A 23998-nucleotide genomic window follows, 5' to 3' on the forward strand; every position below is an offset into this window, starting at 1 on the left:
GCGATGGTTTTCAGCCTGTTCATGTTGGTTTCATCCGTCGTTGATTCAGTTGCGCGCCATTCTAGGGGGAAAACCCTGTTTTTAAATCCGACCGCCCACAGGCGGGTCGGATTTATTGTTACAAGGTGCGCAATCGTTGATTCAACGCACCAGGCACGGCCGCTTGTTATCGAACTTCCAGTCCGGAATCAAAAACTGCATCGCCACGCTGTCATCCCGCGCCCCCAGGCCCATGCCTTTGTACAGTTCATGAGCTTTGGCGACCTGATCCATGTCCAGTTCGACCCCCAGCCCCGGTTTCTGCGGCACCTGCACGCAGCCGTCGACGATTTGCAGCGGGGCCTTGGTCAGGCGCTGGCCGTCCTGCCAGATCCAGTGGGTGTCGATGGCGGTGATTTCGCCTGGAGCGGCCGCTGCCACATGGGTGAACATCGCCAGGGAGATGTCGAAGTGGTTGTTGGAGTGCGAACCCCAGGTCAGGCCCCATTCGTGGCACATCTGCGCCACGCGCACCGAGCCTTGCAGGGTCCAGAAGTGCGGGTCGGCCAGGGGAATGTCGACCGACTGCAACTGGATCGCGTGGCCCATCTCACGCCAGTCGGTGGCGATCATGTTGGTCGCGGTTTTCAGGCCGGTGGCACGGCGGAATTCGGCCATGACTTCGCGTCCCGAGTAACCGTTTTCCGCCCCGCACGGGTCTTCGGCGTAGGCCAGCACGCGGTGCTGATCGCGGCACAGGCGGATGGCTTCTTTCAGTGACCAGGCACCATTCGGGTCGAGGGTGATGCGCGCATCGGGGAAGCGTTCGGCGAGGGCAGTGACCGCTTCGATTTCGGCGTCGCCGCTGAGCACGCCGCCCTTGAGTTTGAAATCCTTGAAGCCGTAACGGGCATGGGCCGCCTCGGCCAGGCGCACCACCGCATCGGCGGTCATGGCTTTCTCGTGTCGCACGCGGAACCAGTCGTTGTCGGCGTCCGGTTCGCTGCGGTAGGCGAGGTCGGTTTCATTGCGATCACCGACATAAAACAGATAGCCGAGCATCTTCACTTCATCGCGCTGCTGGCCTTCGCCGAGCAGGGCGGCCACCGGTACATCCAGGTGTTGGCCGAGCAAATCGAGCAATGCGGCTTCAAGGCCGGTGACCGCATGGATGGTGATGCGCAGGTCGAAGGTCTGCAAGCCGCGCCCACCGGCATCGCGGTCGGCGAAGGTCTGGCGCACCTGATTGAGGATCTTCTGGTAAGTGCCAATCGGGCTGCCGACCACCAGGCTGCGTGCGTCTTCGAGGGTCTGGCGAATGCGCTCGCCCCCCGGTACTTCGCCGACACCGGTGTGGCCGGCGTTGTCCTTGAGGATCACGATGTTGCGAGTGAAGAACGGCCCATGGGCGCCACTCAGGTTGAGCAGCATGCCATCGTGGCCGGCGACCGGAACCACTTGCATGCTGGTGATGACCGGGGCTTTTGCGGTGTCTTGTGGGTTCATTTTCCAATCCTTAAAAAACTGAATTCAGGCGTGGTTGGGCGCGGGGTTGCGCGGCGCGCCGGCGGGTGCGGGTTTCGGTGTGTTGCGGGCGGCAAAGACGATGATGGCGGCGATGATCGAGGTCGCGGCCAGGCCGTACAGCCCGCCCTGAATCGAACCGGTGTTTGCTTCGAGCAGGCCGAAGGTGGTCGGCGCAACGAAACCGCCGAGGTTGCCCACCGAGTTGATCAGCGCGATGACGCCGGCCGCAATTCGCGCATCCAGGTAGGCTTGGGGAATCGGCCAGAACAGTGACGAGGCCGATTTGAAGCCCAGTGCGGCAAAGCAGATCGCAACGAAGGCGAACACTGGCCCGCCGGTGGTGGACATGAACATCCCGGCAGCCGCGATCAGCAGGGCGGCAGCGACCCAGGCTTGCTGGTGCTTCCATTTGGCCGACAGGGACGCGAAGGCATACATGCCGACAATCGACAGCAACCACGGAATCGAGTTGAACAGCCCGACCTGGATGTCGCTCAGGTCGCCCATCTTCTTGATGATGCTCGGCAGCCAGAACGTAGCGGCGTAGATGGTCAGCTGGATAAAGAAGTAGATCAGGCAGAACAGGATGATCTGGCGATCCTTGAGCAACTTGCCCAGTGACGGCTTGATCGGCGTCGCCGCTTCCCGAGCCAGCTGTTCGTCGTCGATGGCCTTGACCAGCGCGTCCTGTTCCTCGCGGCTCAACCATTTGGCGTCATGGGGTCTGGAGTCCAGCCAGAACCAGACAAATACGCACAACCCCACCGAAAACATGCCCTCGATGAAGTACATCCACTGCCAGCCGTGCATGCCCAGGCCACTGATTTGCAGGAGTAGCCCGGACAGCGGGCCGGAGATCAGCGAGGCAATCGCCGAGCCGCTGAGGAAAATCGCAATCGCCTTGCCACGCTCCACGCCGGGCAACCAGCGGGTGAAGTAGTAGATCACCCCGGGAAAGAACCCGGCTTCGGCTACGCCCAGCAGAAAACGCAGGATGTAGAAGTGGGTTTCGTTCTGGATGAACGCCATGCCCGCGGCGACCAGGCCCCAGGTCAGCATGATCCGGGTCAGCCAGATGCGTGCGCCGACTTTCTGCAGAAGGATGTTGGAGGGCACTTCGAACAGTGCATAGCCGATGAAGAACAGACCGGCACCGAGGCCATAGGCGGCAGCGCCAATGCCCAGGTCGTGTTCCATGTGGGCGCGGACGAAGCCGATGTTCACGCGATCGATGTAATTGACGATGAACATGATGACGAACAGCGGCAGGACGTGACGTTTGACTTTGGCGATGGCGGACTTCAGCGCTGAACTGGCGTCGTCGTGCATCGCGGAGATGGATGTATTCACTGCGTTTTCTCCCACTCGTTATTTTTATGCGGGGTAGGGCTGGGTGTTGCGATGTTGCTAGACATCATACAACTAGGTTTTTTCTTCGTGCAACCCCGTTCTTCCAATGAAATGGCGCTTATTCGGCAAATTTTTATTCTGATGGCGCTGCTGGCTGACTGTCTAAATGATTTGATATGGGCGTTTTGTTGAGTGTTGTCATACAAGCTGGATGAATTTTTTACAGGATTCCCGCCAAGCGCGGTGCTACGATTCGATAGCCCTGTGTTCCGGATATCTCCATGCAAGAAGACCTCGACGCGCCTGCCCGCAAGCGCACTCACAACCTGGCCCATGATCTGGTCGAAAAACTGACCCAGCGCATCCTGCTCGGCCAGATGTTGCCCGGCGACAAGTTGCCGTCGGAAAACACCATCGTTCAGGAGCACGGGGTCAGTCGCACGGTGGTGCGTGAGGCCATCTCGAAGTTGCAGGCCTCGGGGCTGGTGGAAACCCGGCATGGCATTGGCACGTTCGTGATCGAGCGCGCACCGGAGCAGGGGCTGCGGCTGAATGTCGATACGGCGTTGGGGGTGCGCAGCATTCTGGAGTTGCGCATGGGCCTGGAAACCCAGGCGGCGGCGCTGGCGGCAACCCGTCGCACCGATCTGCTGCTGGCGCAAATGCGTGAAGCGCTGGATGACTATCAAAGCCTGCTGGCCAACAACGACAGCTGTGTCGAAGCCGACCGGCGTTTTCATCTGCTGATCGCCGAAGCCACTGGCAACCTGTGCTTCACCGAGATCATGCAGCACCTGGGCAATGCGATGATCCCGCGCACCCGGGTCAATGCCGCCGAGCGCGGCGCAGTGGACTTGAGCAAGCTCGGCCAGTTGGCCAACCTTGAGCACGAGGCGATTCTCAACGCCATCAAGCGCCAGGACCCGGACGCGGCGCGGGCGGCGATGTGGTTGCACTTGACAAACAGTCGCGACCGGTTTTCGCCCAGTTGATGGTCAGTGACACCGAGTCATCGTTCATCGCGGGCAAGCCACGCTCCCACAGGTTCTGAGTCGTGCTCAAGAACTGCGGCAACCGTAAAACCCTGTGGGAGCGAGCCTGCTCGCGAAGGCGTCAGTTCTGACAACAAATATCCTGGATCAGACCCGCACAACCTGAACTACCACAACCCGCCGCTCCAGATTCAACGCCAGCACACTCGCCAACACCACCAACCCACCGACCACAATCATCAGCGTCGGCCGTTCACCGAGCGTATAAGACGCAATGACCATCGCCGTCGGTGGCGTCAGGTACAGCGTCATCGTCGCCCGGCTCAAATCGACATGCGCCAGCACATAAGCCCAGGCCAGATACGCCAGGGCACTGGGGAAAATCCCCAAGGCGATCACCGCGAGCTGCACGCGCATCGGCGCGGCGGTGACTTGATCCAACAGGCCGGGCAGATAAATCAACAACAACACCGTCCCGGACCATACCGTGTAACACACCAGCGTCAGCCCGTCGTAACGCCCGGTGTGATGCTTTTGCAGGGCAAAGTAGAGGCTCCAGGACACCGCCGCGAGCAGGATCAGCAAGCCGTGGGCGTCGAGGCTGCCCAGGCCATGATCGCCGGCCACCACAATCAGCACGCCGAACAACCCGAGCAGCACACAACCCCAGCGCCACAGGCTCACCTGATCCTTGAACACGAAGCGCGCGATCAATGTGCTGAACAGCGGCGTGGTCTGGGCCAGGACGCTCGAAGCACCAGCGCTGACACCTTGCTGGCCAAAGTTGATCGCCACGTGGTGCAGGCTCACGGCAAAGAAACCCAGGCCGAACATCAGCGGCACGTCTCGAAGCCTGGGTAAGCGAATGCCCTTGAATATCGCGACCATAGACATGAACACGGAGGCCAGCAGGAAGCGCAGGAGCGCCAGGTGCCCCGGGTCGTAGGCCTGCAGGCCGATATGGATGCCGGTTGGGGAATACCCCCAGCACGCCACGACAAACGCCATGGCCAGGATGATTTTCCAGGGTGAAACGGGGGAGGGTGTGAGCGGCGTCATGGTCGTGCACCTGTGGGCGGATGCACCGAGTATCAGAAAGCGCATCGTTCTCCACAACTGACTTATAATGCTCAAACCGTTCACTGTGGGTGATGTATGGAGCTGGCACAGATTCGCATGTTCAAGACCGTGGCCGACGTCGGCAGCATCGCCCGCGCGGCGGAGCTTCTGCATTGCGTGCCGTCGAACATCACGGCACGGATCAAGGCTCTGGAGGTCGAGCTCGGTGTCGCGCTGTTTCTGCGTGAGGGTCGAGGGCTGCGCATCAGCCCGTCGGGGCAAACCTTCCTGGCCTACGCTTCGAAAATTCTCGCCCTCACCGCCGAGGCCAAGCGTGCGCTCGACCCGTCGGCCGAACCTTCCGGCCCCTTGCGCATCGGGGCCATCGAGTCGTCGGCCACCGGGCGTTTGCCGCGTCTGCTGGCGAAATTCCACAAGCGTTTTCCGCAGGTGGCGCTGGAGCTGACCACTGGCTCCTGGGGGCAGTTGCTCGACGACACACTCAATCACAAACTCGACGGCGCCATCGTGGCGGTGGATGTCGAGCGTTCGCACCTCAAGCGCACGCCGATGTACCGCGAGGATTTATTGCTGATCGCCTCGACCTCCCTGGGGCCGCTGCGCGACATCAGCGACTTGCGGGACCAGACCGTATTCATGTGGCCACAGGGCTGTCCGTACCGGGCAGCGCTGGAGCACTGGTTGCTGCGACAGGGTCAGGCACTGCCGATTGTCAGCCTGGCCAGTTATGGCGCGATTGTCGGTTGCGTCAGCGCCGGGGCCGGGGTGGCACTGGTGCCCAAAGGCGTGTTCGACCAGTACGCCAAAGGTGCCGGGTGTGCGGGGTTTGAATTCCCCGAACTGACCGCCGTCGACAACCTGTTTTACTGGCACGAAAACGCCGGGGTGCACCCGGCGCGCGAGGCGTTCGTGGCGATGCTGCGCGAGGAGTTTGCCTGATTTGCACGCGTGGGAGCGAGCCGTTATGAGGCAATCAACTGCCGCAACACGTAATGCAAAATCCCTCCCGACTTGAAGTATTCCACTTCATTGAGCGTATCGATCCGGCACAACACCTCGACTTTTTCCTTGCTGCCGTCTTCACGGGTGATGACCAGCGACAGGTTCATCCGTGGCGTCAGCTCGACGCCGGTCAAGCCGAGGATGTCCAGGGTTTCACTGCCATTGAGGTTCAGGCTCTTGCGGTTCTGATCCAGCTTGAACTGCAGCGGCAACACGCCCATGCCCACCAGATTGGAGCGGTGAATCCGCTCGAAGCTTTCGGCGATGACCGCTTTCACCCCCAGCAGATTGGTGCCCTTGGCCGCCCAGTCGCGGCTCGATCCGGTGCCGTATTCCTGGCCGGCTATCACCACCAGCGGCGTGCCCGAAGCCTGATAGCGCATGGCGGCGTCGTAGATCGGCATTTTTTCCCCGGTGGGAATGTAGCGGGTGTTGCCGCCTTCCTCGCCGCCGAGCATTTCGTTGCGTATGCGGATGTTGGCGAAGGTGCCGCGCATCATCACTTCATGGTTGCCGCGCCGCGAGCCGTAGGAGTTGAAGTCCCGTGGCTCCACGCCTTTGTCGCGCAGGTATTGCCCTGCCGGGCTGTCGGCCTTGATGTTGCCGGCCGGGGAAATGTGGTCGGTGGTCACCGAGTCGCCGAGCAGTGCGAGGACCCTGGCGCCGTTGACATCCTTGACCACAGGCGGCGGGCCGCCGATGTCGTCGAAGAACGGTGGGTGCTGGATGTAGGTCGAATCGTCCTGCCAGACATAGGTTGCCGCCTGCGGAACCTTGATCGCCTGCCATTGCGCGTCTCCGGCAAACACTTCGGCGTATTCCTTGTGGAACATCGCGGTGTTGACCTGGTTCACCGCGTCGGCAATTTCTTTGCTGCTTGGCCAGATGTCGCGCAGGTAAACCGGTTTACCGTCCTTGTCATCGCCCAACGGCTCGCGGCTGAGATCGGTGCGCACCGTGCCCGCCAGCGCGTAGGCGACTACCAGCGGCGGGGAGGCCAGCCAGTTGGTTTTCACCAGCGGATGCACCCGGCCTTCGAAGTTGCGATTGCCTGAGAGCACCGATGCCACCGTGAGGTCGGCTTGCTGGATGGCTTTTTCGATGGGCTCTGGCAGCGGCCCGGAGTTGCCGATGCAGGTGGTGCAGCCATAGCCGACCAGGGCAAAGCCCAATTCATCGAGGTAGTGGGTCAGACCGGCCGCCTTATAGTAATCGGTGACCACTTTCGAACCGGGGGCCAGCGAACTCTTCACCCAGGGTTTGCGTTTCAGGCCTTTTTCCACGGCCTTCTTCGCCACCAGCCCGGCCGCCATCATCACGCTCGGGTTGGAAGTGTTGGTGCAGGAAGTGATCGCGGCAATCACCACCGCGCCGTTTTTCAGGCGATAGGTCTGGCCTTCGTGGTGGTAATCCGCTTCACCGGCCAGATCGGCGTTGCCAACGGCGACGCCGCCGCCACCCTCGCTTTCCAGGCGGCCTTCTTCCTTGCTGGTGGGTTTGAATTGCAGGTCGACGAAGTCGCTGAAGGCTTGGGCGACATTCGGCAGCGATACCCTGTCCTGCGGGCGTTTCGGCCCCGCGAGGCTGGCTTCGACGCGGCCCATGTCCAGCGCCAGGCTGTCGGTGAAGACGGGTTCCTGGCCGGGCAGGCGCCACAGGCCCTGGGCCTTGCTGTAGGCCTCGACCAGTTGCACCGTTTCCAGGGGGCGGCCGGACAGGCGCAGGTATTCCAGCGTGATGTCGTCCACCGGGAAGAAACCGCAGGTGGCGCCGTATTCCGGGGCCATGTTGGCGATAGTCGCGCGGTCGGCCAGAGGCAGGTCGGCGAGGCCATCGCCATAGAACTCGACGAATTTGCCCACCACGCCTTTCTTGCGCAGCATCTGGGTCACGGTCAGCACCAGGTCGGTGGCGGTGATGCCTTCCTTGAGCTTGCCGGTGAGTTTGAAGCCGATGACCTCCGGAATCAGCATCGACACCGGTTGCCCGAGCATCGCCGCTTCCGCCTCGATACCGCCGACGCCCCAGCCGAGCACGCCGAGGCCGTTGATCATGGTGGTGTGGGAGTCGGTGCCCACCAGGGTGTCGGGGAAGGCATAGGTGCGGCCGTCCTCGTCCTTGGTCCACACCGTGCGAGCGAGGTATTCAAGATTCACCTGATGGCAGATCCCGGTGCCCGGTGGTACTACGCTGAAGTTGTCAAAGGCACTCTGGCCCCAGCGCAGGAACGCATAACGTTCGCCATTGCGCTGCATTTCAATGTCGACGTTTTGCTCAAAGGCGCTGCTGCTGGCGAACTTGTCGACCATCACCGAGTGGTCGATCACCAGGTCTACCGGCGACAGCGGGTTGATCCGCTGCGGATTGCCGCCGGCCCTGGCCATCGCCGCACGCATCGCGGCCAGATCGACCACGGCGGGAACGCCAGTGAAGTCTTGCATCAAGACCCGCGCCGGGCGGTACTGGATTTCGCGCTCGGAGCGACGCTCCTTGAGCCACGCGGCCAATGCCTTGAGGTCGGCGCCGGTGACGGTTTTTTCGTCTTCCCAGCGCAGCAGGTTTTCCAGCAGGACTTTCAACGACATCGGCAACTTGTCCAGGTCGCCCAGGCTCCTGGCGGCTTCCGGCAGGCTGAAATAGTGGTAGGTCTTGTTGCCGACTTGCAGGGTCTTGAGCGTTTTCAGACTATTAAGCGACGGCATTACGATCACTCCTTTCAGGCAGCCTGTTTGAGTCCGCACGGCTACGGACTGAGGGGACGGGCAGAACATTAAACCTAGCCCTGTTTTAAGTAGCTGGCTAATAACTGGACTCTATGGACAGACCCCAGGTTCCGAAGTCAGCTATCATGCGCCGGTTTTCGTGACAGGCTTTGCTTCAACGCAAGCGGTCTCTCTTTGTGGGAGCGAGCCTGCTCGCGATGGACGTTAACGATAACGCGTGTTTTCTGAGTAAACGCGCCGCCCTTGAGTCCATCGCGAGCAAGCTCGCTCCTACAGGGTCCAGGAGTAAGAATGAACACCCTATTCATGCATTGCCGGCCGGGCTTCGAAGGCGAAGTCTGTTCCGAGATTTCCGACCTCGCCGCGCGGTTGAACGTGGCCGGTTATGCCAAGGCCAAGGCCGCGACGGCCTGCGCCGAATTCGTCTGCACCGAAGAAGACGGTGCCGAGCGCCTGATGCGCGGGCAGCGTTTCGCCGAGCTGATCTTCCCGCGCCAGTGGGCCCGGGGGATTTTCATCGATCTGCCGGAAACCGACCGCATCAGCGTGATCCTCGCGCATATGGCGGACTTTCCGCTGTGCGGCAGCCTGTGGCTGGAAATGGTCGACACCAACGACGGCAAGGAACTGTCGAACTTCTGCAAGAAGTTCGAAGTGCACCTGCGCAAGGCGCTGATGGCCGCCGGCAAACTGGTGGAAGACGCGCACAAGCCGCGCCTGTTGCTGACCTTCAAAAGTGGCCGCGAAGTGTTCATGGGCCTGGCCGAGTCGAACAACTCGGCGATGTGGCCAATGGGCATTCCGCGCCTGAAGTTTCCACGCGAAGCGCCGAGCCGTTCGACCCTCAAGCTGGAAGAGGCCTGGCACCACTTCATCCCGCGCGACCAGTGGGACGAGCGCTTGCACGGCGACATGACCGGCGTCGACCTCGGGGCCGCTCCCGGTGGCTGGACCTGGCAACTGGTCAACCGCGGCATGCTGGTGACCGCCATCGACAACGGCCCGATGGCCGAAAGCCTGATGGACACGGGGCTGGTGCAGCACTTGATGGCCGACGGTTTCACCTTCAAGCCCAAGCAACCGGTGGACTGGATGGTCTGCGACATCGTCGAGAAGCCGGCACGCAACGCCGCGATGCTGGAAGAGTGGATCGGCGACGGCCATTGCCGCGAGGCGGTGGTCAACCTCAAACTGCCGATGAAACAGCGCTATGCCGAAGTGAAGCGTTTGCTCGAGCGCATTGCCGATGGCTTCAAGGCACGGGGCATCAAGGTCGAGATCGGCTGCAAACAGCTGTACCACGACCGCGAGGAAGTGACCTGCCATTTGCGCCGGTTGGACGTGAAGAAGCCCAAGTCCCGCTGAAACACCGCAACCCCCTGTAGGAGCGAGCCTGCTCGCGATGGACCTGAGAGCACCACGGGGTGTCAGGTCTCCCGCGTCATCGTTGACGACCATCGCGAGCAAGGCTCGCTCCTACAAGGGGCGGCGTTGTGCCACAGATGACGTTACACCCGGCAATGCGCGACAATGCCGGCCAGTTTCAGGAGTGAATCATGAGTGAAATGCTTGATACGCCGGTAGACGGCACCCTCGATGCCACCGGCCTCAACTGCCCCGAGCCGGTGATGATGCTGCACCAGCATATCCGTGACCTGGTGCCTGGCGGCCTGCTCAAGGTGATCGCCACTGACCCGTCGACCCGTCGTGACATTCCCAAGTTCTGCGTGTTTCTCGACCATGAACTGGTGGCGCAGCACGAAGAGGCGGGCACCTACCTCTACTGGATTCGCAAGAAGTCCGGCTGATCAGCCCCCCCCCCGGTAGGAGCGAGCTTGCTCGCGAAAAAACCGAAGGCGCCGTTGGGCATCTGGTTTTACGCGTTATCGTTCACGACCTTCGTCGGAACGCCGCCCGGAACAAGCTCGCTCCTACAGGGTTGCGGCGATCAGCCCTGACGGTTACGAATCCGCCGGCGCGCGCTGAGCGTCAGGCGGATCGACAGCATCAGCGCCGCACAGGTCAAGCCGGCAATCAGCCCTTCCCACAGCCCGCTCGGGCCGCTGGCCGGACCGAACCAATCGGTCAGTCCCAGCACGTAGCCGACCGGCAGGCCAATGCCCCAATAGGCGAACAAGGTCAGGATCATCGTCGCCCGGGTGTCCTGGTATCCACGCAGCGCACCCGCGCAGATCACCTGGATGGCATCGGAAAACTGATACAGCGCGGCGTAGACGATCAACATCGACGCAATCTGGATCACGGCCTTGTCAGGCGTGTAGATCGAGGCGATGGGTTCGCGCAGCAGCAGGATCAGGGCCGCCGAGAACGCCGCGAACACCAGTGCCGCGCCGAGCCCGACCTTTGCCGCGAAGCGCGCCTGCCAGGGATTGCCCGCCCCCAGTGCCTGGCCGACACGCACAGTCACCGCCATGCCCAGGGAGTAAGGAATCATGAACAGCAACGAGCTGATGTTCAGGGCGATTTGATGCCCGGCCACCACGGTAGAGCCAAGACTGCCGATCAATAGCGCGATGACCGCGAAGATGCTGGACTCGGCGAAGACGGCGATACCGATCGGCAGGCCAATGCCGACCAGGCGCTTGATCACGACCCATTGCGGACGGTCGAAGCGCACCAGCACACGAGTGCGGGAATAGAAGGGCGCCCAGAAGGTCCAGCCGGCCATGCTCAACGCCATGAACCACATCACGATGCCGCTGGCCCAGCCACAACCGACGCCGCCCAGGGCCGGTGCGCCGAAATGGCCATAGATCAACGTGTAGTTCAGCGGGATGTTCAGCAGCAGGCCGCACAAGCCAATGACCATGCTCGGGCGGGTGCGCCCCATGCCATCGCTATAGCAGCGCAGCACGTAATAAAACGCCATGCCCGGCAAACCGAAGGCGATCCCGTGCAGGTAGCCCATGCTCGGCTCGATCAATTGCGGATCGACTTTCATCCAGTGCAGGATCGGCTCGGCGGCGAGCAGCAGGCCGCTGCCGATCAGCCCGACACACAGTGCCAGCCACAGCGCCTGGCGTACCAGCGGACCGATTTCGTCAAGCTGCCCGGCGCCAAAGCGTTGCGCGACCTTGGGCGTGGTTGCCAACAAAACGCCGGACATCAACAGGTAGACCGGAATCCAGATCGAGTTGCCCAGGGCCACCGAGGCCAGGTCCCGTGGGCTGACGCGGCCGGCCATCACCGCATCGACGAAGCCCATGGCCGTAGTCGCCAGTTGCGCGATCATGATGGGCAGGGCCAGGTTGAGCAGGCCTTTGAGTTCCAGGCGAACGGGTGTCGTCCGCGCAGGCGCAATGGCGGCGGTATTCTCGATGACAGGATTCAATGGCGAAACGTCCAAAAGGTGTTGATGCACAGGCGCGCATTCTACGCGTTGACGCGGCAGTCAGGAAAAGACCCGTGTTGTGGATTTGTAATTGAAACAGGAACCCGATTTCTGTGGCGAGGGGGCTTGTCGGATCGCCGAACCGCCCCGTTCGGCTGCGAAGCAGCCGTCTTCCAGGCTGCAAGGTGTGTCTGCAAGAGTGCAGTAGAAGATCGAGGGCCGCTGCGCGACCCAACGGGGGCAAGCCCCCTCGCCACAAGGGATGCGCAATGTCTGCTGGCCCAGTACGGCCATCTACGCCTAAACTGCCGATCCGCCAAAGGAGCCTGCCATGCTGATTGTTGCCGACGAAAATATCCCCCTGCTCGATGCCTTCTTCGAAGGCTTCGGTGAAATCCGCCGGGTGCCGGGTCGTTCCATCGACCGTGCCACGGTCGAACAGGCCGATGTGCTGTTGGTGCGTTCGGTGACCAACGTCAATCGCGCGCTGCTCGAAGGCAGCAAGGTGCGCTTTGTCGGTACGTGCACCATCGGCACCGATCATCTGGACCTGGATTACTTTCAGCAGGCCGGTATCACCTGGTCCAGCGCGCCGGGCTGCAATGCCCGCGGCGTGGTCGACTATGTGCTCGGCAGCTTGCTGACCCTGGCCGAAATCGAAGGCGTCGACCTGACCCGGCGTACCTACGGCGTAGTCGGTGCCGGCGAAGTGGGCGGGCGATTGGTCAAAGTCCTGCAAGGCCTGGGCTGGAAAGTGCTGGTGTGCGATCCGCCACGGCAGGCCGCTGAAGGCGGTGACTACGTCAGCCTCGAGCAGATCATCGAAGCGTGCGACGTCATCAGCCTGCACACGCCGCTGACCAGGCAGGGACAGCTGTCGACCTGGCATTTGTTCGATGAGAAACGCCTGAACCAGCTCAAGTCCGGCACCTGGCTGATCAATGCCAGTCGTGGACCGGTGGTGAACAACGCGGCCCTGCACGATGTGCTGCTGGAGCGCGAAGACCTGCAGGCGGTGCTCGATGTGTGGGAAAGCGAGCCTGAAGTCGACGTGGCGCTGGCCGAGCTGTGCGTGTTGGCAACACCGCACATTGCCGGTTACAGCCTCGACGGCAAGCAGCGGGGGACCGCACAGATTTATCAGGCGTATTGCGATTTTCTCGGGCAACCGGCCCGCGTCAGCCTGAGCGATCTGCTGCCGGCACCGTGGCTGTCGCACGTGACCCTGAATGCGCAAAGCGACCCGGCCTGGGCCTTGGCGATGCTGTGCCGTGGCGTATATGACCCGCGTCGTGACGATGCGGATTTCCGTCGCAGCCTGGTCGGCAGTGTCAGCGAGCAGCGTGCGGCATTCGATAGGCTGCGCAAGCATTACCCGTTGCGCCGGGAGATCGACGGATTGCAGGTACGGATCGAGGGGGATGCGCCTGAGCTGCAGAAGATTGTGGCGGCGTTGGGGGCGACGGCAATCTGATAGACCGTGGCGGCCCATTCGCGAGCAAGTCGAATCGTCGCACCGCCGCTCCCACAGGGGATTTGCAGTGCATGAAGAACCAATGTGGGAGCGAGCCTGCTCGCGAAGGGCGCGAAACAGTTTTGGATTGGGTAACAGGCATAAAAAACCCGGCCAACCATGGACCGGGTCAAGAAGACGGTGGCTATATCACTTTTGTTCGGCAGGTTTGACCAATCGCTTTTCCAGTTCGCGGCAAGCTTTCTGGATCATCTTTTCAGTGATCGGTACTTCGCGGCCCTGCTCGTCAATAATCGAGCAACCCAGAGACTGGTCTGGTTGCGTGCGGATCACTTGAATCTTGTCATCGCTGCTGTGTTGCAAGGACATGGCCTGTCTCCTCATCAGGTTGTGTGCTTACTGTAGAACCGCCAGGTGACCGGGCTGTGACAACTCCCTGCGATCTTTCCGGGTGGACAGAACCAGTCCACCAGAAATGCCGGCGCATGGCTAGCCGAACTTTAGACCAATAGCGTCTAGCCTCTAGTGTTGGTGGACATAATTAACCTGACTCATTGTGATTTGCAGCGAGCCACCCCATTGAGCGGTGTAGGCTGACCCTTATGACTGCTTTGTCCTGGATGATTGCGATGCTCTCTGCCCGTCACCGCCGTGCTGTTCGCCTGGCCCGTCGTTTCATCGCGCCGTATCGCTGGCAGGCCTTTGGTGCCTTGCTGGCGCTGATCGCCACCGCCGGCATCACCTTGTCCATGGGGCAAGGCATTCGCCTGCTGGTGGACCAGGGGTTCATGACCCAGTCACCGCATCTGCTCAATCAGTCCATCACGCTGTTCATGTTGCTGGTCATGGGGCTGGCAATCGGTACGTTCGCACGGTTTTACCTGGTGTCGTGGATCGGCGAACGCTGCGTCGCCGATATCCGGCGCAACGTGTTCAACCATCTGATTTACCTGCACCCGGGGTTTTACGAAGACAATCGCAGCTCCGAAATCCAGTCCCGCCTGACTGCCGATACCACGCTGCTGCAATCGGTCATCGGTTCTTCGCTGTCGTTGTTCCTGCGCAATCTGTTGATGGTGATCGGCGGGATCGTCCTGTTGTTCATCACCAACCCCAAGCTCACCAGCATCGTGGTGGTGGCCTTGCCCTTGGTGATCGCGCCGATCCTGATCTTCGGCCGCCGGGTGCGTAACCTCTCGCGCCTGAGTCAGGACCGGATTGCCGACATCGGCAGCTATGTGTCCGAAACCCTGGGCCAGATCAAGACCGTGCAGGCCTACAACCATCAGGCCGAGGACGAGCGCCGGTTTGCCGTGACCGTGGAGGAGGCGTTCAACACCGCGCGCAAGCGCATCTTCCAGCGGGCCTGGCTGATTACCCTGGTGATCGTCCTGGTATTGGGCGCGGTCGGGGTGATGCTCTGGGTCGGCGGCATGGACGTCATCGCCGGGCGAATTTCCGCCGGCGAGCTGGCGGCGTTCGTGTTCTATAGCCTGATCGTCGGCAGCGCGTTCGGCACTTTGAGCGAAGTGATTGGCGAATTGCAGCGGGCAGCGGGCGCGGCCGAGCGGATTGCCGAGTTGCTGCGTTCGCAAAACATCATCCTGCCGCCGGTGGCAGGCGCGGTGACACTGCCGGACCGGGTCGATGGCCAGCTGCAACTGCACAACGTGCGTTTTTCCTACCCGTCGCGGCCGGACAGTTATGCCGTCGACGGGTTGAACCTGACCGTCAATGCCGGTGAGACGCTGGCACTGGTCGGGCCATCGGGGGCCGGAAAATCGACGGTGTATGACTTGCTGCTGCGTTTTTACGACCCGGCCGAGGGACGGATCCTGCTCGATGGCGTGCCGTTGACTCAACTCGATCCGCTGGACTTGCGCCGCTGTTTCGCCCTAGTGTCGCAAACCCCGGCACTGTTTTTCGGCAGCATTGAAGAGAACATTCGCTACGGCAGTCCGAAGGCGACTTTGGCCGAGGTACAGGAAGCGGCAAAAATCGCTTATGCCCATGACTTTATCGAAGCCATGCCCAACGGTTACCAGACTCATCTGGGGGACGCTGGTCTCGGCTTGTCCGGTGGTCAGCGCCAACGCCTGGCCATCGCCCGTGCGTTGCTGGTGGACGCCCCGATCCTGCTCCTCGACGAAGCCACCAGCGCCCTCGATGCCCAGAGTGAACACCTGATCCAGCAGGCGCTGCCGAGCCTGATGAAAAACCGTACCACCCTGGTGATCGCCCATCGCCTGGCCACGGTGAAAAACGCCGACCGAATCGCGGTGATGGACCAGGGGAAACTGGTGGCGGTGGGCACGCATCAGGAGCTGATTGCCAGCAATGCGTTGTATGCGCGGTTGGCGGCGTTGCAGTTCAGTGATGGCAAGGTTGCCGCCGAACTGTAGGAGCTGGCTTGCCAGCGAAAGCAATTAAACATTCAACGGCGATGTTGAATGAGCCGTCGCCTTCGCTGGCAAGCCAGCTCCTACACGATCATTGATCGTCGAAAAACCGCTCATGCCAATCCACGATCGGCTGTGGCGCATTGAGCTTCTGACCGTAGATCACCGAGTACGACAACACGTTTTGCACGTACTGGCGGGTTTCGTCGAACGGGATGCTTTCCACCCACACGTCGAAACTCAGGTGGTCCGCACCACGCAGCCATTGGCGTACGCGGCCGGGGCCGGCGTTGTAGGCGGCGGAGGCGAGGACGCGGTTGCCGTTGAACTGGCTGTGCACCTGGCTCAGGTAGGCGGCACCGAGCTGGATGTTCTTGTCCGGATTCAGCAATTGCTGTGGCGAGCTGTAGGGAATACTGAACTTGCGTGCGGTTTCCTTGGCGGTGGCGGGCATCAGTTGCATCAGGCCCGAGGCGCCGACCCCGGAGCGGGCGTCGTCCATGAACGCACTTTCCTGGCGGGTGATGGCGAACGCCCAGCTCGGATGCAGGCCGCGGCTCTTCGCTTCACGCACCAGGGTCTCGCGGTGGGCCATCGGGAAGCGGATATCCAGGTCATCCCAATACTGCGCCTGGCTGATGGTGCGGATCGCCGGGAAGTACCATTTCAGGTCGTAGGCCAGTTTGGCCTGGGCGACCATTTCGTCGCGGCTGAAGTGACGGCTGACGTAGTACCACTCACGGCGGCCATCGACGATCTGCCCGCGGGCGTGCAGTTCCAGGGCGCGGCGCACGCCGGGCGTGTTACGCACCTTGTTGATGGTGGCCTGACTGAGCACCAGCGGCTTGTTGAGCAAAGAGTAGGGCGACTGCGAGCGATCGGCGGCGAGGAAACCATAGAAGTCGCGTTCGCGGGCCAGGCTTTTATAGAGCGTCTGCGCTTCCGGATTCTGCGGTTGCGCCAGTTCCAGGCTGCGGGCCTGCCAGTAACGCCAGCGGTTGGTGGTGGCCAGGTCCTGGGGCAGGCGGCGGGTCAACTGATAGGCGTCGTCCCAGCGCGCCAGGCGCAGGAGCAGGCGCAAGCGCCATTCGGAAACGGTGTTGTCGCGCAGCTCGGGGTCGTATTTGGTCATGACATCCAGCGCACGGCTGTCGAAACGTCGTGCGAGGGTCAGGCCGATTTCCCGGGCAATCGCCACCTTTTCATCCCGGGAGAAGTGCATGCTATTGGCGTAACCGTCGAGCAGGTCCATGGCCTTGTCCGGGTCCTGGCGAGCCAGGCGGCGCAGGCCGAGGCTGACCACATCGGACATGGCTTCGTCGGCCGGGGTGAAGCGTGACGACTGGCTGAGCAGTTCCGGTTTCTGCGCGACGTCCACCAGCAAGCGACCGCGAGGGGCGAGTGCGGTCATGCTGTTGACCAGGCTGTTGGCCAGCGGATAGTTGCGCACCTGGGCGGCGAGTTTGGCGCGCTCCCAGCGTTTTTGCTCGGTCAACTGGCCGTCCGCGGCCCACATGCCGAACAAGGTGTCGCAGGCGTCGGGTTGGGATTTACCGGTCAGCCAGAGCTTTTCGGTGTTGGCGTTGCCTTCGGCCTTGAGACCGTGGCTGAGCTGGTACTGCGCGTTCAGGCAGTCCAGTTCGGTGAAGTTCATTTTCGGGTCGTAATACTTGACGAAGGTCGCCCAGTCGCCCCGATCCGCCAGCCAGCGCAACCAGCGCAGTTTCATCCAGTTGGCCTGGGGCAGGTCGCCGTGTTCGGCGAGGAATTTCTCGATTTCGGCGTTGCTCGCGGTTTTCAGGCGCGCGGTCAGTTCGTCGTACGCCAGGTAGGGTTCCAGCGGATAATCGGCGAGGGCCTGGCTGTAACGGAAATACGGGCCACTGTCGCCCTTGGCCAGGGCGCGTTTGGCTTCATCGTAATACTGGCGTTGGGTGGACAGGTCCACCGCCTGGGCGGATTGGACGGCAGCGGCAGACAGTAAAAAAACAGATAAAAGATTGAAAAGGCGACTGCGCATGAGACGTCCGGGCAGAGAAAAATCATGACAAGTGCGGGTCAGGCCCGCACTGAATTGTCTGTAGCTTAGCCTTTTGCCAGCAGCCGGTGAAAGCTTTGCGGGTCTTACCGCATCAGTTCGCAACATTTGTCATGCAGAGTGCTGCGAGAGTGAAATTGCCGGCCTTCTGAAGCCTCAAGTCAGGTAGAATGCGCGCCCGGTTTTTGGAGAAGCTCATGACCCTGCTCAAATTCAGCGATGTGTCCCTTGCTTTCGGCGCTATGCCGTTGTTGGACAAGGTGTCCTGGCAGATCGCCCGTGGTGAGCGGGTGTGCATCATCGGCCGCAACGGCACTGGCAAGTCCAGCATGATGAAGCTCGTCAAGGGCGACCAGAAGCCCGATGACGGCTCCGTTTGGCGTGCCCCCGGTCTGAAAATCGGCGAATTGCCGCAAGAATTGCCGGTGGCCGACGAGCGGACCGTGTTCGACGTGGTGGCCGAAGGCCTGGACGGCGTCGGTGCATTGCTCGCCGAGTATCACCACCTGAGCCAGAACTGCGTCACCGACGCCGATCTGGACAAGCTGATGCATGTCCAGCACGACCTGGAAGCCCGTGACGGCTGGCGCTTGCAGACCCTGGTCGACAGCACCCTGAGCCGCCTGCAACTGCCGGCCGACAAGACCCTCGCCGAGTTGTCCGGCGGCTGGCGTCGTCGCGTGCTGCTGGCCCAGGCCCTGGTGTCCGAGCCGGACCTGCTGTTGCTCGACGAGCCGACCAACCACCTGGACATCGGTGCCATCGCCTGGCTTGAAGAAGCACTGAAGGATTTCCAGGGCGCCGTGCTGTTCATCACGCACGACCGTTCTTTCCTGCAGAACCTGGCCACCCGCATCCTCGAACTGGATCGCGGCGGTCTGATCGACTGGAACGGCGACTACGCCAGTTTCCTCGTGCACAAGGAAGCCGAACTCGCCGCCGAAGCCACCGCCAACGCGTTGTTCGACAAGCGCCTGGCCCAGGAAGAAGTGTGGATTCGTCAGGGTATCAAGGCCCGTCGCACCCGTAACGAAGGCCGCGTACGTGCCCTCAAGGCCCTGCGCGTCGAGCGCAGCGAGCGTCGTGAGCGTACCGGCAAGGCCAATATCCAGCTGGACACTGCCGACAAGTCCGGCAAGCAGGTGATGGTCCTCGAGAACGTGAGCTTCGCTCACCCGGGCGGTCCGTTCCTGATCAAGGACTTCTCGATGGTGTTGCAGCGCGGCGACCGTATCGGTCTGCTCGGCGCCAACGGTACCGGCAAGACCACGCTGCTGAAGCTGATGCTCAGCGGCCTGCAACCGACCAGCGGCAAAGTGGAAGAAGGCACCCGGATCGATGTCGCCTACTTCGACCAGTTGCGCCATCAGCTGGACCTGGAAAAAACCGTGATCGACAACGTCGCCGAAGGTCGCGACTTCATCGATATCGATGGTCAGAGCCGCCATGTGCTGAGCTACCTCGGCGACTTCCTGTTCAGCCCGCAGCGTGCCCGCACGCCGGTCAAGGCGCTGTCCGGTGGTGAGCGTGCCCGTCTGTTGCTGGCCAAGTTGTTCAGCAAACCGGCGAACCTGCTGGTACTCGACGAACCGACCAACGACCTCGACGTTGAAACCCTCGAACTGCTCGAAGAAGTCTTGCTGACCTTCAATGGCACCGTGCTGATGGTCAGCCACGACCGGGCATTCCTCGACAACGTGGTCACCAGCACCCTGGTTTTCGAAGGCGAAGGCAAGGTTCGCGAGTACGTCGGTGGCTACCAGGACTGGCTGCGTCAGGGCGGCTCGCCGCGCCTGCTGGGCGTGACCGAAAGCAAATCCGGCAAGGCCGACCTGAATTCTGCGGTGGTGAAGGCCGAGCCTGCGCCGGTTGCGGCAGCTGTCGAAGCGCCAGTGGCAAAGAAAAAGCTCAGCTACAAGTTGCAGCGTGAGCTGGAAGCGTTGCCGGGGCAGATCGAAGCCATGGAGCAGCAGATCGCCGCCGTTGAAGCACAGATGGCGGACGCAGGCTTCTATCAGCGTCCTGCTGCCGAAACGGCTGCGGTGATTGCTCAGCTGGAGCAGTTGCAGGCTGAGCTCGAGATCATGGTCGAGCGTTGGGCCGAACTGGATGCCTGATTGATCCCGCAATAAAAAAAGCCCGGCGCTCAGTGATGAACGCCGGGCTTTTCGTATGAAGATTTGAAGGTTGTTACGGTTTCAATGTGGGAGCGAGCTTGCTCCGGGCGGCGTTCCGACGATGGCGACCTGTCAGTCAACATTGATATCGACTGACAGTGCCCCATCGCGAGCAAGCTCGCTCCCACAGGGGGGTACCAACAAATTCAGGATTTGTTCTGCAGACGCACTGCCAGCACATCGCAAGGCGCGCCATGCAGCACGTCATTGGCGGTGGAGCCCAGCAGCAGTGCCAGGCCATGCCGGCCATGGCTGCCCACCACGATCAGGTCGCAGCTTTGCTCCTTGGCCATTTGGTGAATTTCCTGGCGTGGCTGGCCGTAGGTCAGGTGGCAGTTGGCGCCTTCGAGCTCGGCGTATTTGTGCTTGAGGCGCTCCAGTCGCTCCTTGGCCTGATCGAACTGCTGCTGTTGCAGTTGTGACAGGTCCATCGGCACGTCACCGCCGAAGGCCATGGCCATCGGTTCGACAATGTGCACCAGTGACAATTTCGCGCCGTTGCTCGCCGACAGCTCGCGAGCGCGGTGGATCACAGGGTCGCACTCTTCGGTCAGATCTACAGCGACCAGAATATGGTTGTAGGGCATGAGGTGCTCCTCCTGAGGGTTGCAATATTGGTAAGTATGGCTGGTTTCAAGCGCATTGGTTCAAAAGTGACACAATGGGCTCATCAAGAATCGGGAGTACAGATATGACGGTCTGGATAGTGGTGTCAATCCTGCTGGTGGTGCTCAGCCCGCTGGCATGGTTGCGCCCCTCACGTGCCCAGAGCGGGCGTATCGCCCTGCGGATGGAGGCCCGGCGCATCGGCCTGGCCATGCAACTGGCACCTCAGCAATGGCCGCACTGGCTCAGTCAGGAGCCGCCGAGCCCCTGTGCCCAGTACCATCGTCCGCGACGTGGCAGTCAGCCGGCGTGCTGGAGCTACTGGCAAAAATCACCGGGTGTGTGGGTCAATCAGTGGCAGGAAATCTGTGAAGAGCGGGCGCTGCTCGATCATTTCGAAAAATTGCCAGGCAATGTCTTCAAGGTCGAGGCCGACAAGCAAATAATCGCCCTGTATTGGGGCGAGAAGGGCGAGGCCGAGGTGTTGCAACAGATCGATGCCACCCTCAAGGCACTCGCCTGAACCCCGATCCCCTGTAGGAGCGAGCCCGCTCGCGATGAACCTGAGGGCGCCACTGGGTGTCAGGCTAACAGCGTCATCGTTGACGTTCATCGCGAGCAGGCTCGCTCCTACAGGTTTTCATGCAGGCAATAAAAAGCCCGACATCAATCATCGGGCGGAGTTGGCCAGGCAGGCCGGTAAAACGGTGTGGGCTGATCTTACGCTGGGCATTCGCCAAAGCGTTCAACTTTTTCCCCTGGTTTCGCCAGCGTAGCGTGTTAAACACGGGCTGCAGCGAATTAGGGCGAATTTTCTAACAATTGATTCTATGAATGACCTTGCATGCTCAAGCGTGTTTAAGGTCTTCGCAGTACGGAAATGACCGGAAAGTCGCGTTTCAACCCGTTTTTCAGGCGATTGACAATTGTCGGAAATTCCGTGAAGGTGACGTACCCAAATCAAACGGGCGTATGAATTGAGCGTTTGTATTTCAGACCGCTCCTACAGAATCCCGACTATCGCGTTGGCGGGTGTGCCGGGGGAATGGGCGTAGCATTGACGATCAACGTCCCTGCCAAGCCATTCGCCTGCGTCCGACGTGTACTGTTCAGCTTCCATATCGTGGAGATCAGTTGATGATTTACGAAGGTAAAGCCATCACGGTTAAGGCTCTTGAAAGTGGCATCGTCGAACTGAAGTTCGACCTCAAGGGTGAGTCCGTCAACAAGTTCAACCGTCTAACCCTGAACGAACTGCGTCAGGCCGTAGACACCATCAAGGCAGATGCTTCGATCAAGGGCGTGATCGTCAGCAGTGGCAAGGACGTGTTCATCGTCGGCGCCGACATCACCGAATTTGTCGACAACTTCAAGCTGCCGGATGCAGAACTTGTTGCTGGCAACCTCGAAGCCAACAAGATTTTCAGCGATTTCGAAGACCTCAACGTCCCGACCGTCGCCGCGATCAATGGCATCGCGCTGGGTGGCGGTCTGGAAATGTGCCTGGCGGCGGACTACCGCGTCATGTCCACCAACGCCAAGATCGGTCTGCCGGAAGTCAAGCTGGGCATCTACCCGGGCTTCGGCGGTACTGTGCGCCTGCCGCGCCTGATCGGTGCCGACAACGCCATCGAATGGATTGCCGCCGGCAAGGAAAACCGTCCTGAAGACGCGCTGAAAGTTGGTGCTGTCGACGCAGTGGTTGCTCCTGAGCAGTTGCAGGACGCCGCGCTGGAACTGGTCAAACGCGCCATCTCTGGCGAGTTCGACTACAAGGCCAAGCGCCAGCCGAAGCTGGAAAAGCTCAAGCTCAACGCTATCGAACAAATGATGGCTTTCGAAACCGCCAAAGGTTTCGTGGCCGGCCAGGCTGGCCCGAACTACCCGGCGCCGGTTGAAGCGATCAAGACCATCCAGAAAGCCGCGAACTTCGGTCGCGACAAGGCGCTGGAAATCGAAGCTGCCGGTTTCGTCAAACTGGCCAAGACCTCGGCCGCGCAGAGCCTGATCGGCTTGTTCCTGAACGATCAGGAACTGAAGAAAAAGGCCAAGGCCTACGACGAAATCGCCAAGGACGTGAAGCAGGCCGCCGTACTCGGCGCCGGCATCATGGGTGGCGGTATCGCCTATCAGTCGGCTTCCAAAGGTACGCCGATCCTGATGAAGGATATCAACGAGCACGGTATCGAGCAGGGTCTGGCCGAAGCCGCCAAACTGCTGGTTGGCCGCGTTGATAAAGGTCGCATGACCGCCGCGAAAATGGCTGAAGTGCTCAACGGTATCCGTCCAACCCTGTCTTACGGCGACTTCGGTCACGTGGACCTGGTGGTTGAAGCGGTCGTCGAGAACCCCAAGGTCAAGCAGGCGGTACTGGCTGAAGTGGAAGACAAGGTCAAAGAGGACACCATCCTCGCGTCCAACACTTCGACCATTTCCATCACCTTGCTGGCCAAGGCCCTCAAGCGTCCGGAAAACTTCGTCGGCATGCACTTCTTCAACCCGGTGCACATGATGCCGCTGGTGGAAGTCATCCGTGGCGAGAAGTCCAGTGAACTGGCTGTCGCCACCACCGTTGCCTACGCCAAGAAAATGGGCAAGAACCCGATCGTCGTCAACGATTGCCCGGGCTTCCTGGTCAACCGCGTCCTGTTCCCGTACTTCGGCGGTTTCGCCAAGCTGGTCAGCGCCGGTGTGGACTTCGTCCGTATCGACAAGATCATGGAAAAGTTCGGCTGGCCAATGGGCCCGGCCTACCTGATGGACGTGGTCGGCATCGACACCGGCCACCACGGTCGTGACGTGATGGCTGAAGGCTTCCCGGACCGCATGAAGGATGATCGTCGCTCGGCTATCGACGTGCTTTACGAAGCCAAGCGCCTGGGCCAGAAGAATGGCAAGGGCTTCTACGCCTACGAGGCCGACAAGAAGGGCAAGCAGAAGAAAGTCGCCGATCCGTCGGTGCTGGAAGTGCTCAAGCCGATCGTTTACGAGCAGCGCGAAGTCACCGACGAAGACATCATCAACTGGATGATGATCCCGCTGTGCCTGGAAACCGTGCGTTGCCTGGAAGACGGCATCGTCGAAACCGCTGCCGAAGCCGACATGGGTCTGGTCTACGGTATTGGTTTCCCTCCATTCCGTGGCGGTGCGCTGCGCTACATCGACTCGCTCGGTGTGGCAGAGTTCGTTGCCCTGGCTGACCAGTACGCTGATTTGGGCGCGCTGTACCACCCGACCGCGAAGCTGCGCGAAATGGCCAAGAACGGCCAGAGCTTCTTCGGTTAAGCGCCCCCAACTAG

Annotated in this window: 17 protein-coding genes; 9 read left to right on the forward strand and 8 right to left on the reverse strand. The window is 61.1% G+C overall.

The features are described 5' to 3' along the window. Positions 1-141: 141 nt before the first annotated feature. On the reverse strand, positions 142-1485 hold the full coding sequence (gene gudD / locus ACM6IK_RS04590) for a glucarate dehydratase (RefSeq protein WP_218428786.1): 1344 nt from the start codon (positions 1483-1485) through the stop codon (positions 142-144). A 24-nt stretch (positions 1486-1509) separates the two neighbouring features. Beyond that, entirely contained in the window at positions 1510-2856 is a 1347-nt protein-coding gene (locus tag ACM6IK_RS04595; RefSeq protein WP_414873340.1) for an MFS transporter, read from the reverse strand. A 281-nt stretch (positions 2857-3137) separates the two neighbouring features. On the opposite strand from ACM6IK_RS04595, the gene ACM6IK_RS04600 reads away from it, so the two are divergent. Further along, positions 3138-3848 (forward strand): FadR/GntR family transcriptional regulator, encoded by a 711-nt coding sequence (locus tag ACM6IK_RS04600; protein ID WP_414873341.1) that lies wholly within the window; start codon positions 3138-3140, stop codon positions 3846-3848. 147 nt (positions 3849-3995) lie between these two features. On the opposite strand, the gene ACM6IK_RS04605 is transcribed toward ACM6IK_RS04600, so the two are convergent. After that, entirely contained in the window at positions 3996-4907 is a 912-nt protein-coding gene (locus ACM6IK_RS04605) for a DMT family transporter (protein WP_414873342.1), read from the reverse strand. Between the two features lie 96 nt (positions 4908-5003). Between ACM6IK_RS04605 and ACM6IK_RS04610 the strand changes: the two genes are divergently transcribed. Then, complete coding sequence (locus ACM6IK_RS04610) at positions 5004-5867, forward strand: LysR substrate-binding domain-containing protein (RefSeq protein WP_414873343.1); 864 nt, start codon at positions 5004-5006, stop codon at positions 5865-5867. A 23-nt stretch (positions 5868-5890) separates the two neighbouring features. On the opposite strand, the gene acnA is transcribed toward ACM6IK_RS04610, so the two are convergent. Further along, positions 5891-8632, reverse strand: coding sequence for an aconitate hydratase AcnA (acnA, locus tag ACM6IK_RS04615; protein WP_414873344.1), 2742 nt, complete (start codon positions 8630-8632; stop codon positions 5891-5893). 312 nt (positions 8633-8944) lie between these two features. On the opposite strand from acnA, the gene rlmM reads away from it, so the two are divergent. Both rlmM and tusA read left to right on the forward strand, forming a co-directional pair. After that, positions 8945-10018 carry a 23S rRNA (cytidine(2498)-2'-O)-methyltransferase RlmM gene (gene rlmM, locus ACM6IK_RS04620; RefSeq protein ID WP_057715663.1) on the forward strand — a complete coding sequence of 358 codons (1074 nt, stop codon included), beginning with the start codon at positions 8945-8947 and terminating at the stop codon, positions 10016-10018. Between the two features lie 191 nt (positions 10019-10209). Continuing rightward, complete coding sequence (tusA, locus tag ACM6IK_RS04625; protein ID WP_007987255.1) at positions 10210-10461, forward strand: sulfurtransferase TusA; 252 nt, start codon at positions 10210-10212, stop codon at positions 10459-10461. Positions 10462-10601: 140 nt separating this feature from the next. Here tusA and ACM6IK_RS04630 read toward each other — a convergent pair whose 3' ends face one another. Then, the gene (locus tag ACM6IK_RS04630; RefSeq protein ID WP_414873345.1) at positions 10602-12005 is read right to left on the reverse strand and encodes an MATE family efflux transporter; all 1404 of its coding nucleotides are present in this window, start codon (positions 12003-12005) and stop codon (positions 10602-10604) included. 331 nt (positions 12006-12336) lie between these two features. Between ACM6IK_RS04630 and pdxB the strand changes: the two genes are divergently transcribed. Then, complete coding sequence (pdxB, locus tag ACM6IK_RS04635) at positions 12337-13479, forward strand: 4-phosphoerythronate dehydrogenase PdxB (RefSeq protein WP_414873346.1); 1143 nt, start codon at positions 12337-12339, stop codon at positions 13477-13479. A 189-nt stretch (positions 13480-13668) separates the two neighbouring features. Here the strand turns inward: pdxB and ACM6IK_RS04640 are convergent, their stop codons facing one another. Continuing rightward, positions 13669-13848, reverse strand: a complete 180-nt coding sequence (locus ACM6IK_RS04640) for a PA1571 family protein (RefSeq protein WP_218428794.1) — start codon at positions 13846-13848, stop codon at positions 13669-13671. Between the two features lie 251 nt (positions 13849-14099). On the opposite strand from ACM6IK_RS04640, the gene ACM6IK_RS04645 reads away from it, so the two are divergent. Then, positions 14100-15881 (forward strand): ABC transporter transmembrane domain-containing protein, encoded by a 1782-nt coding sequence (locus tag ACM6IK_RS04645; RefSeq protein WP_414873370.1) that lies wholly within the window; start codon positions 14100-14102, stop codon positions 15879-15881. Positions 15882-15969: 88 nt separating this feature from the next. Here ACM6IK_RS04645 and ACM6IK_RS04650 read toward each other — a convergent pair whose 3' ends face one another. Next, positions 15970-17898: a transglycosylase SLT domain-containing protein gene (locus tag ACM6IK_RS04650; RefSeq protein WP_414873347.1), complete on the reverse strand. Its 1929-nt coding sequence runs from the start codon at positions 17896-17898 to the stop codon at positions 15970-15972. Positions 17899-18113: 215 nt separating this feature from the next. Here ACM6IK_RS04650 and ACM6IK_RS04655 point away from each other — a divergent pair, with 215 nt between their 5' ends. Further along, positions 18114-20033 (forward strand): ATP-binding cassette domain-containing protein, encoded by a 1920-nt coding sequence (locus tag ACM6IK_RS04655; RefSeq protein ID WP_414873348.1) that lies wholly within the window; start codon positions 18114-18116, stop codon positions 20031-20033. Between the two features lie 206 nt (positions 20034-20239). On the opposite strand, the gene ACM6IK_RS04660 is transcribed toward ACM6IK_RS04655, so the two are convergent. Then, a complete protein-coding gene (locus tag ACM6IK_RS04660) occupies positions 20240-20680 on the reverse strand; it encodes a universal stress protein (protein WP_414873349.1) in 441 nt (146 codons plus the stop codon). Positions 20681-20784: 104 nt separating this feature from the next. Here ACM6IK_RS04660 and ACM6IK_RS04665 point away from each other — a divergent pair, with 104 nt between their 5' ends. Both ACM6IK_RS04665 and fadB read left to right on the forward strand, forming a co-directional pair. Further along, a complete protein-coding gene (locus ACM6IK_RS04665; protein WP_108219230.1) occupies positions 20785-21222 on the forward strand; it encodes a hypothetical protein in 438 nt (145 codons plus the stop codon). Positions 21223-21836: 614 nt separating this feature from the next. Next, positions 21837-23984, forward strand: a complete 2148-nt coding sequence (gene fadB / locus ACM6IK_RS04670; RefSeq protein ID WP_414873350.1) for a fatty acid oxidation complex subunit alpha FadB — start codon at positions 21837-21839, stop codon at positions 23982-23984. The last annotated feature ends 14 nt before the right edge of the window (positions 23985-23998 follow it).

Origin of the sequence: Pseudomonas sp. IT-196MI5 (assembly GCF_949767415.1) — a bacterium.
Taxonomy (GTDB): domain Bacteria; phylum Pseudomonadota; class Gammaproteobacteria; order Pseudomonadales; family Pseudomonadaceae; genus Aquipseudomonas.

Excerpts from the sequence above, each read along its gene's own strand:
- ACM6IK_RS04665 (WP_108219230.1), top strand. The coding sequence starts at position 20,785 with ATGACGGTCTGGATAGTGGTGTCAATCCTGCTGGTGGTGCTCAGCCCG.
- ACM6IK_RS04650 (WP_414873347.1), bottom strand. The coding sequence starts at position 17,898 with ATGCGCAGTCGCCTTTTCAATCTTTTATCTGTTTTTTTACTGTCTGCC.
- ACM6IK_RS04655 (WP_414873348.1), top strand. The coding sequence starts at position 18,114 with ATGACCCTGCTCAAATTCAGCGATGTGTCCCTTGCTTTCGGCGCTATG.
- pdxB (WP_414873346.1), top strand. The coding sequence starts at position 12,337 with ATGCTGATTGTTGCCGACGAAAATATCCCCCTGCTCGATGCCTTCTTC.
- ACM6IK_RS04645 (WP_414873370.1), top strand. The coding sequence starts at position 14,100 with ATGATTGCGATGCTCTCTGCCCGTCACCGCCGTGCTGTTCGCCTGGCC.
- ACM6IK_RS04610 (WP_414873343.1), top strand. The coding sequence starts at position 5,004 with ATGGAGCTGGCACAGATTCGCATGTTCAAGACCGTGGCCGACGTCGGC.
- acnA (WP_414873344.1), bottom strand. The coding sequence starts at position 8,632 with ATGCCGTCGCTTAATAGTCTGAAAACGCTCAAGACCCTGCAAGTCGGC.
- tusA (WP_007987255.1), top strand. The coding sequence starts at position 10,210 with ATGAGTGAAATGCTTGATACGCCGGTAGACGGCACCCTCGATGCCACC.
- ACM6IK_RS04605 (WP_414873342.1), bottom strand. The coding sequence starts at position 4,907 with ATGACGCCGCTCACACCCTCCCCCGTTTCACCCTGGAAAATCATCCTG.
- ACM6IK_RS04600 (WP_414873341.1), top strand. The coding sequence starts at position 3,138 with ATGCAAGAAGACCTCGACGCGCCTGCCCGCAAGCGCACTCACAACCTG.
- rlmM (WP_057715663.1), top strand. The coding sequence starts at position 8,945 with ATGAACACCCTATTCATGCATTGCCGGCCGGGCTTCGAAGGCGAAGTC.
- ACM6IK_RS04640 (WP_218428794.1), bottom strand. The coding sequence starts at position 13,848 with ATGTCCTTGCAACACAGCAGCGATGACAAGATTCAAGTGATCCGCACG.
- fadB (WP_414873350.1), top strand. The coding sequence starts at position 21,837 with ATGATTTACGAAGGTAAAGCCATCACGGTTAAGGCTCTTGAAAGTGGC.
- ACM6IK_RS04660 (WP_414873349.1), bottom strand. The coding sequence starts at position 20,680 with ATGCCCTACAACCATATTCTGGTCGCTGTAGATCTGACCGAAGAGTGC.
- gudD (WP_218428786.1), bottom strand. The coding sequence starts at position 1,485 with ATGAACCCACAAGACACCGCAAAAGCCCCGGTCATCACCAGCATGCAA.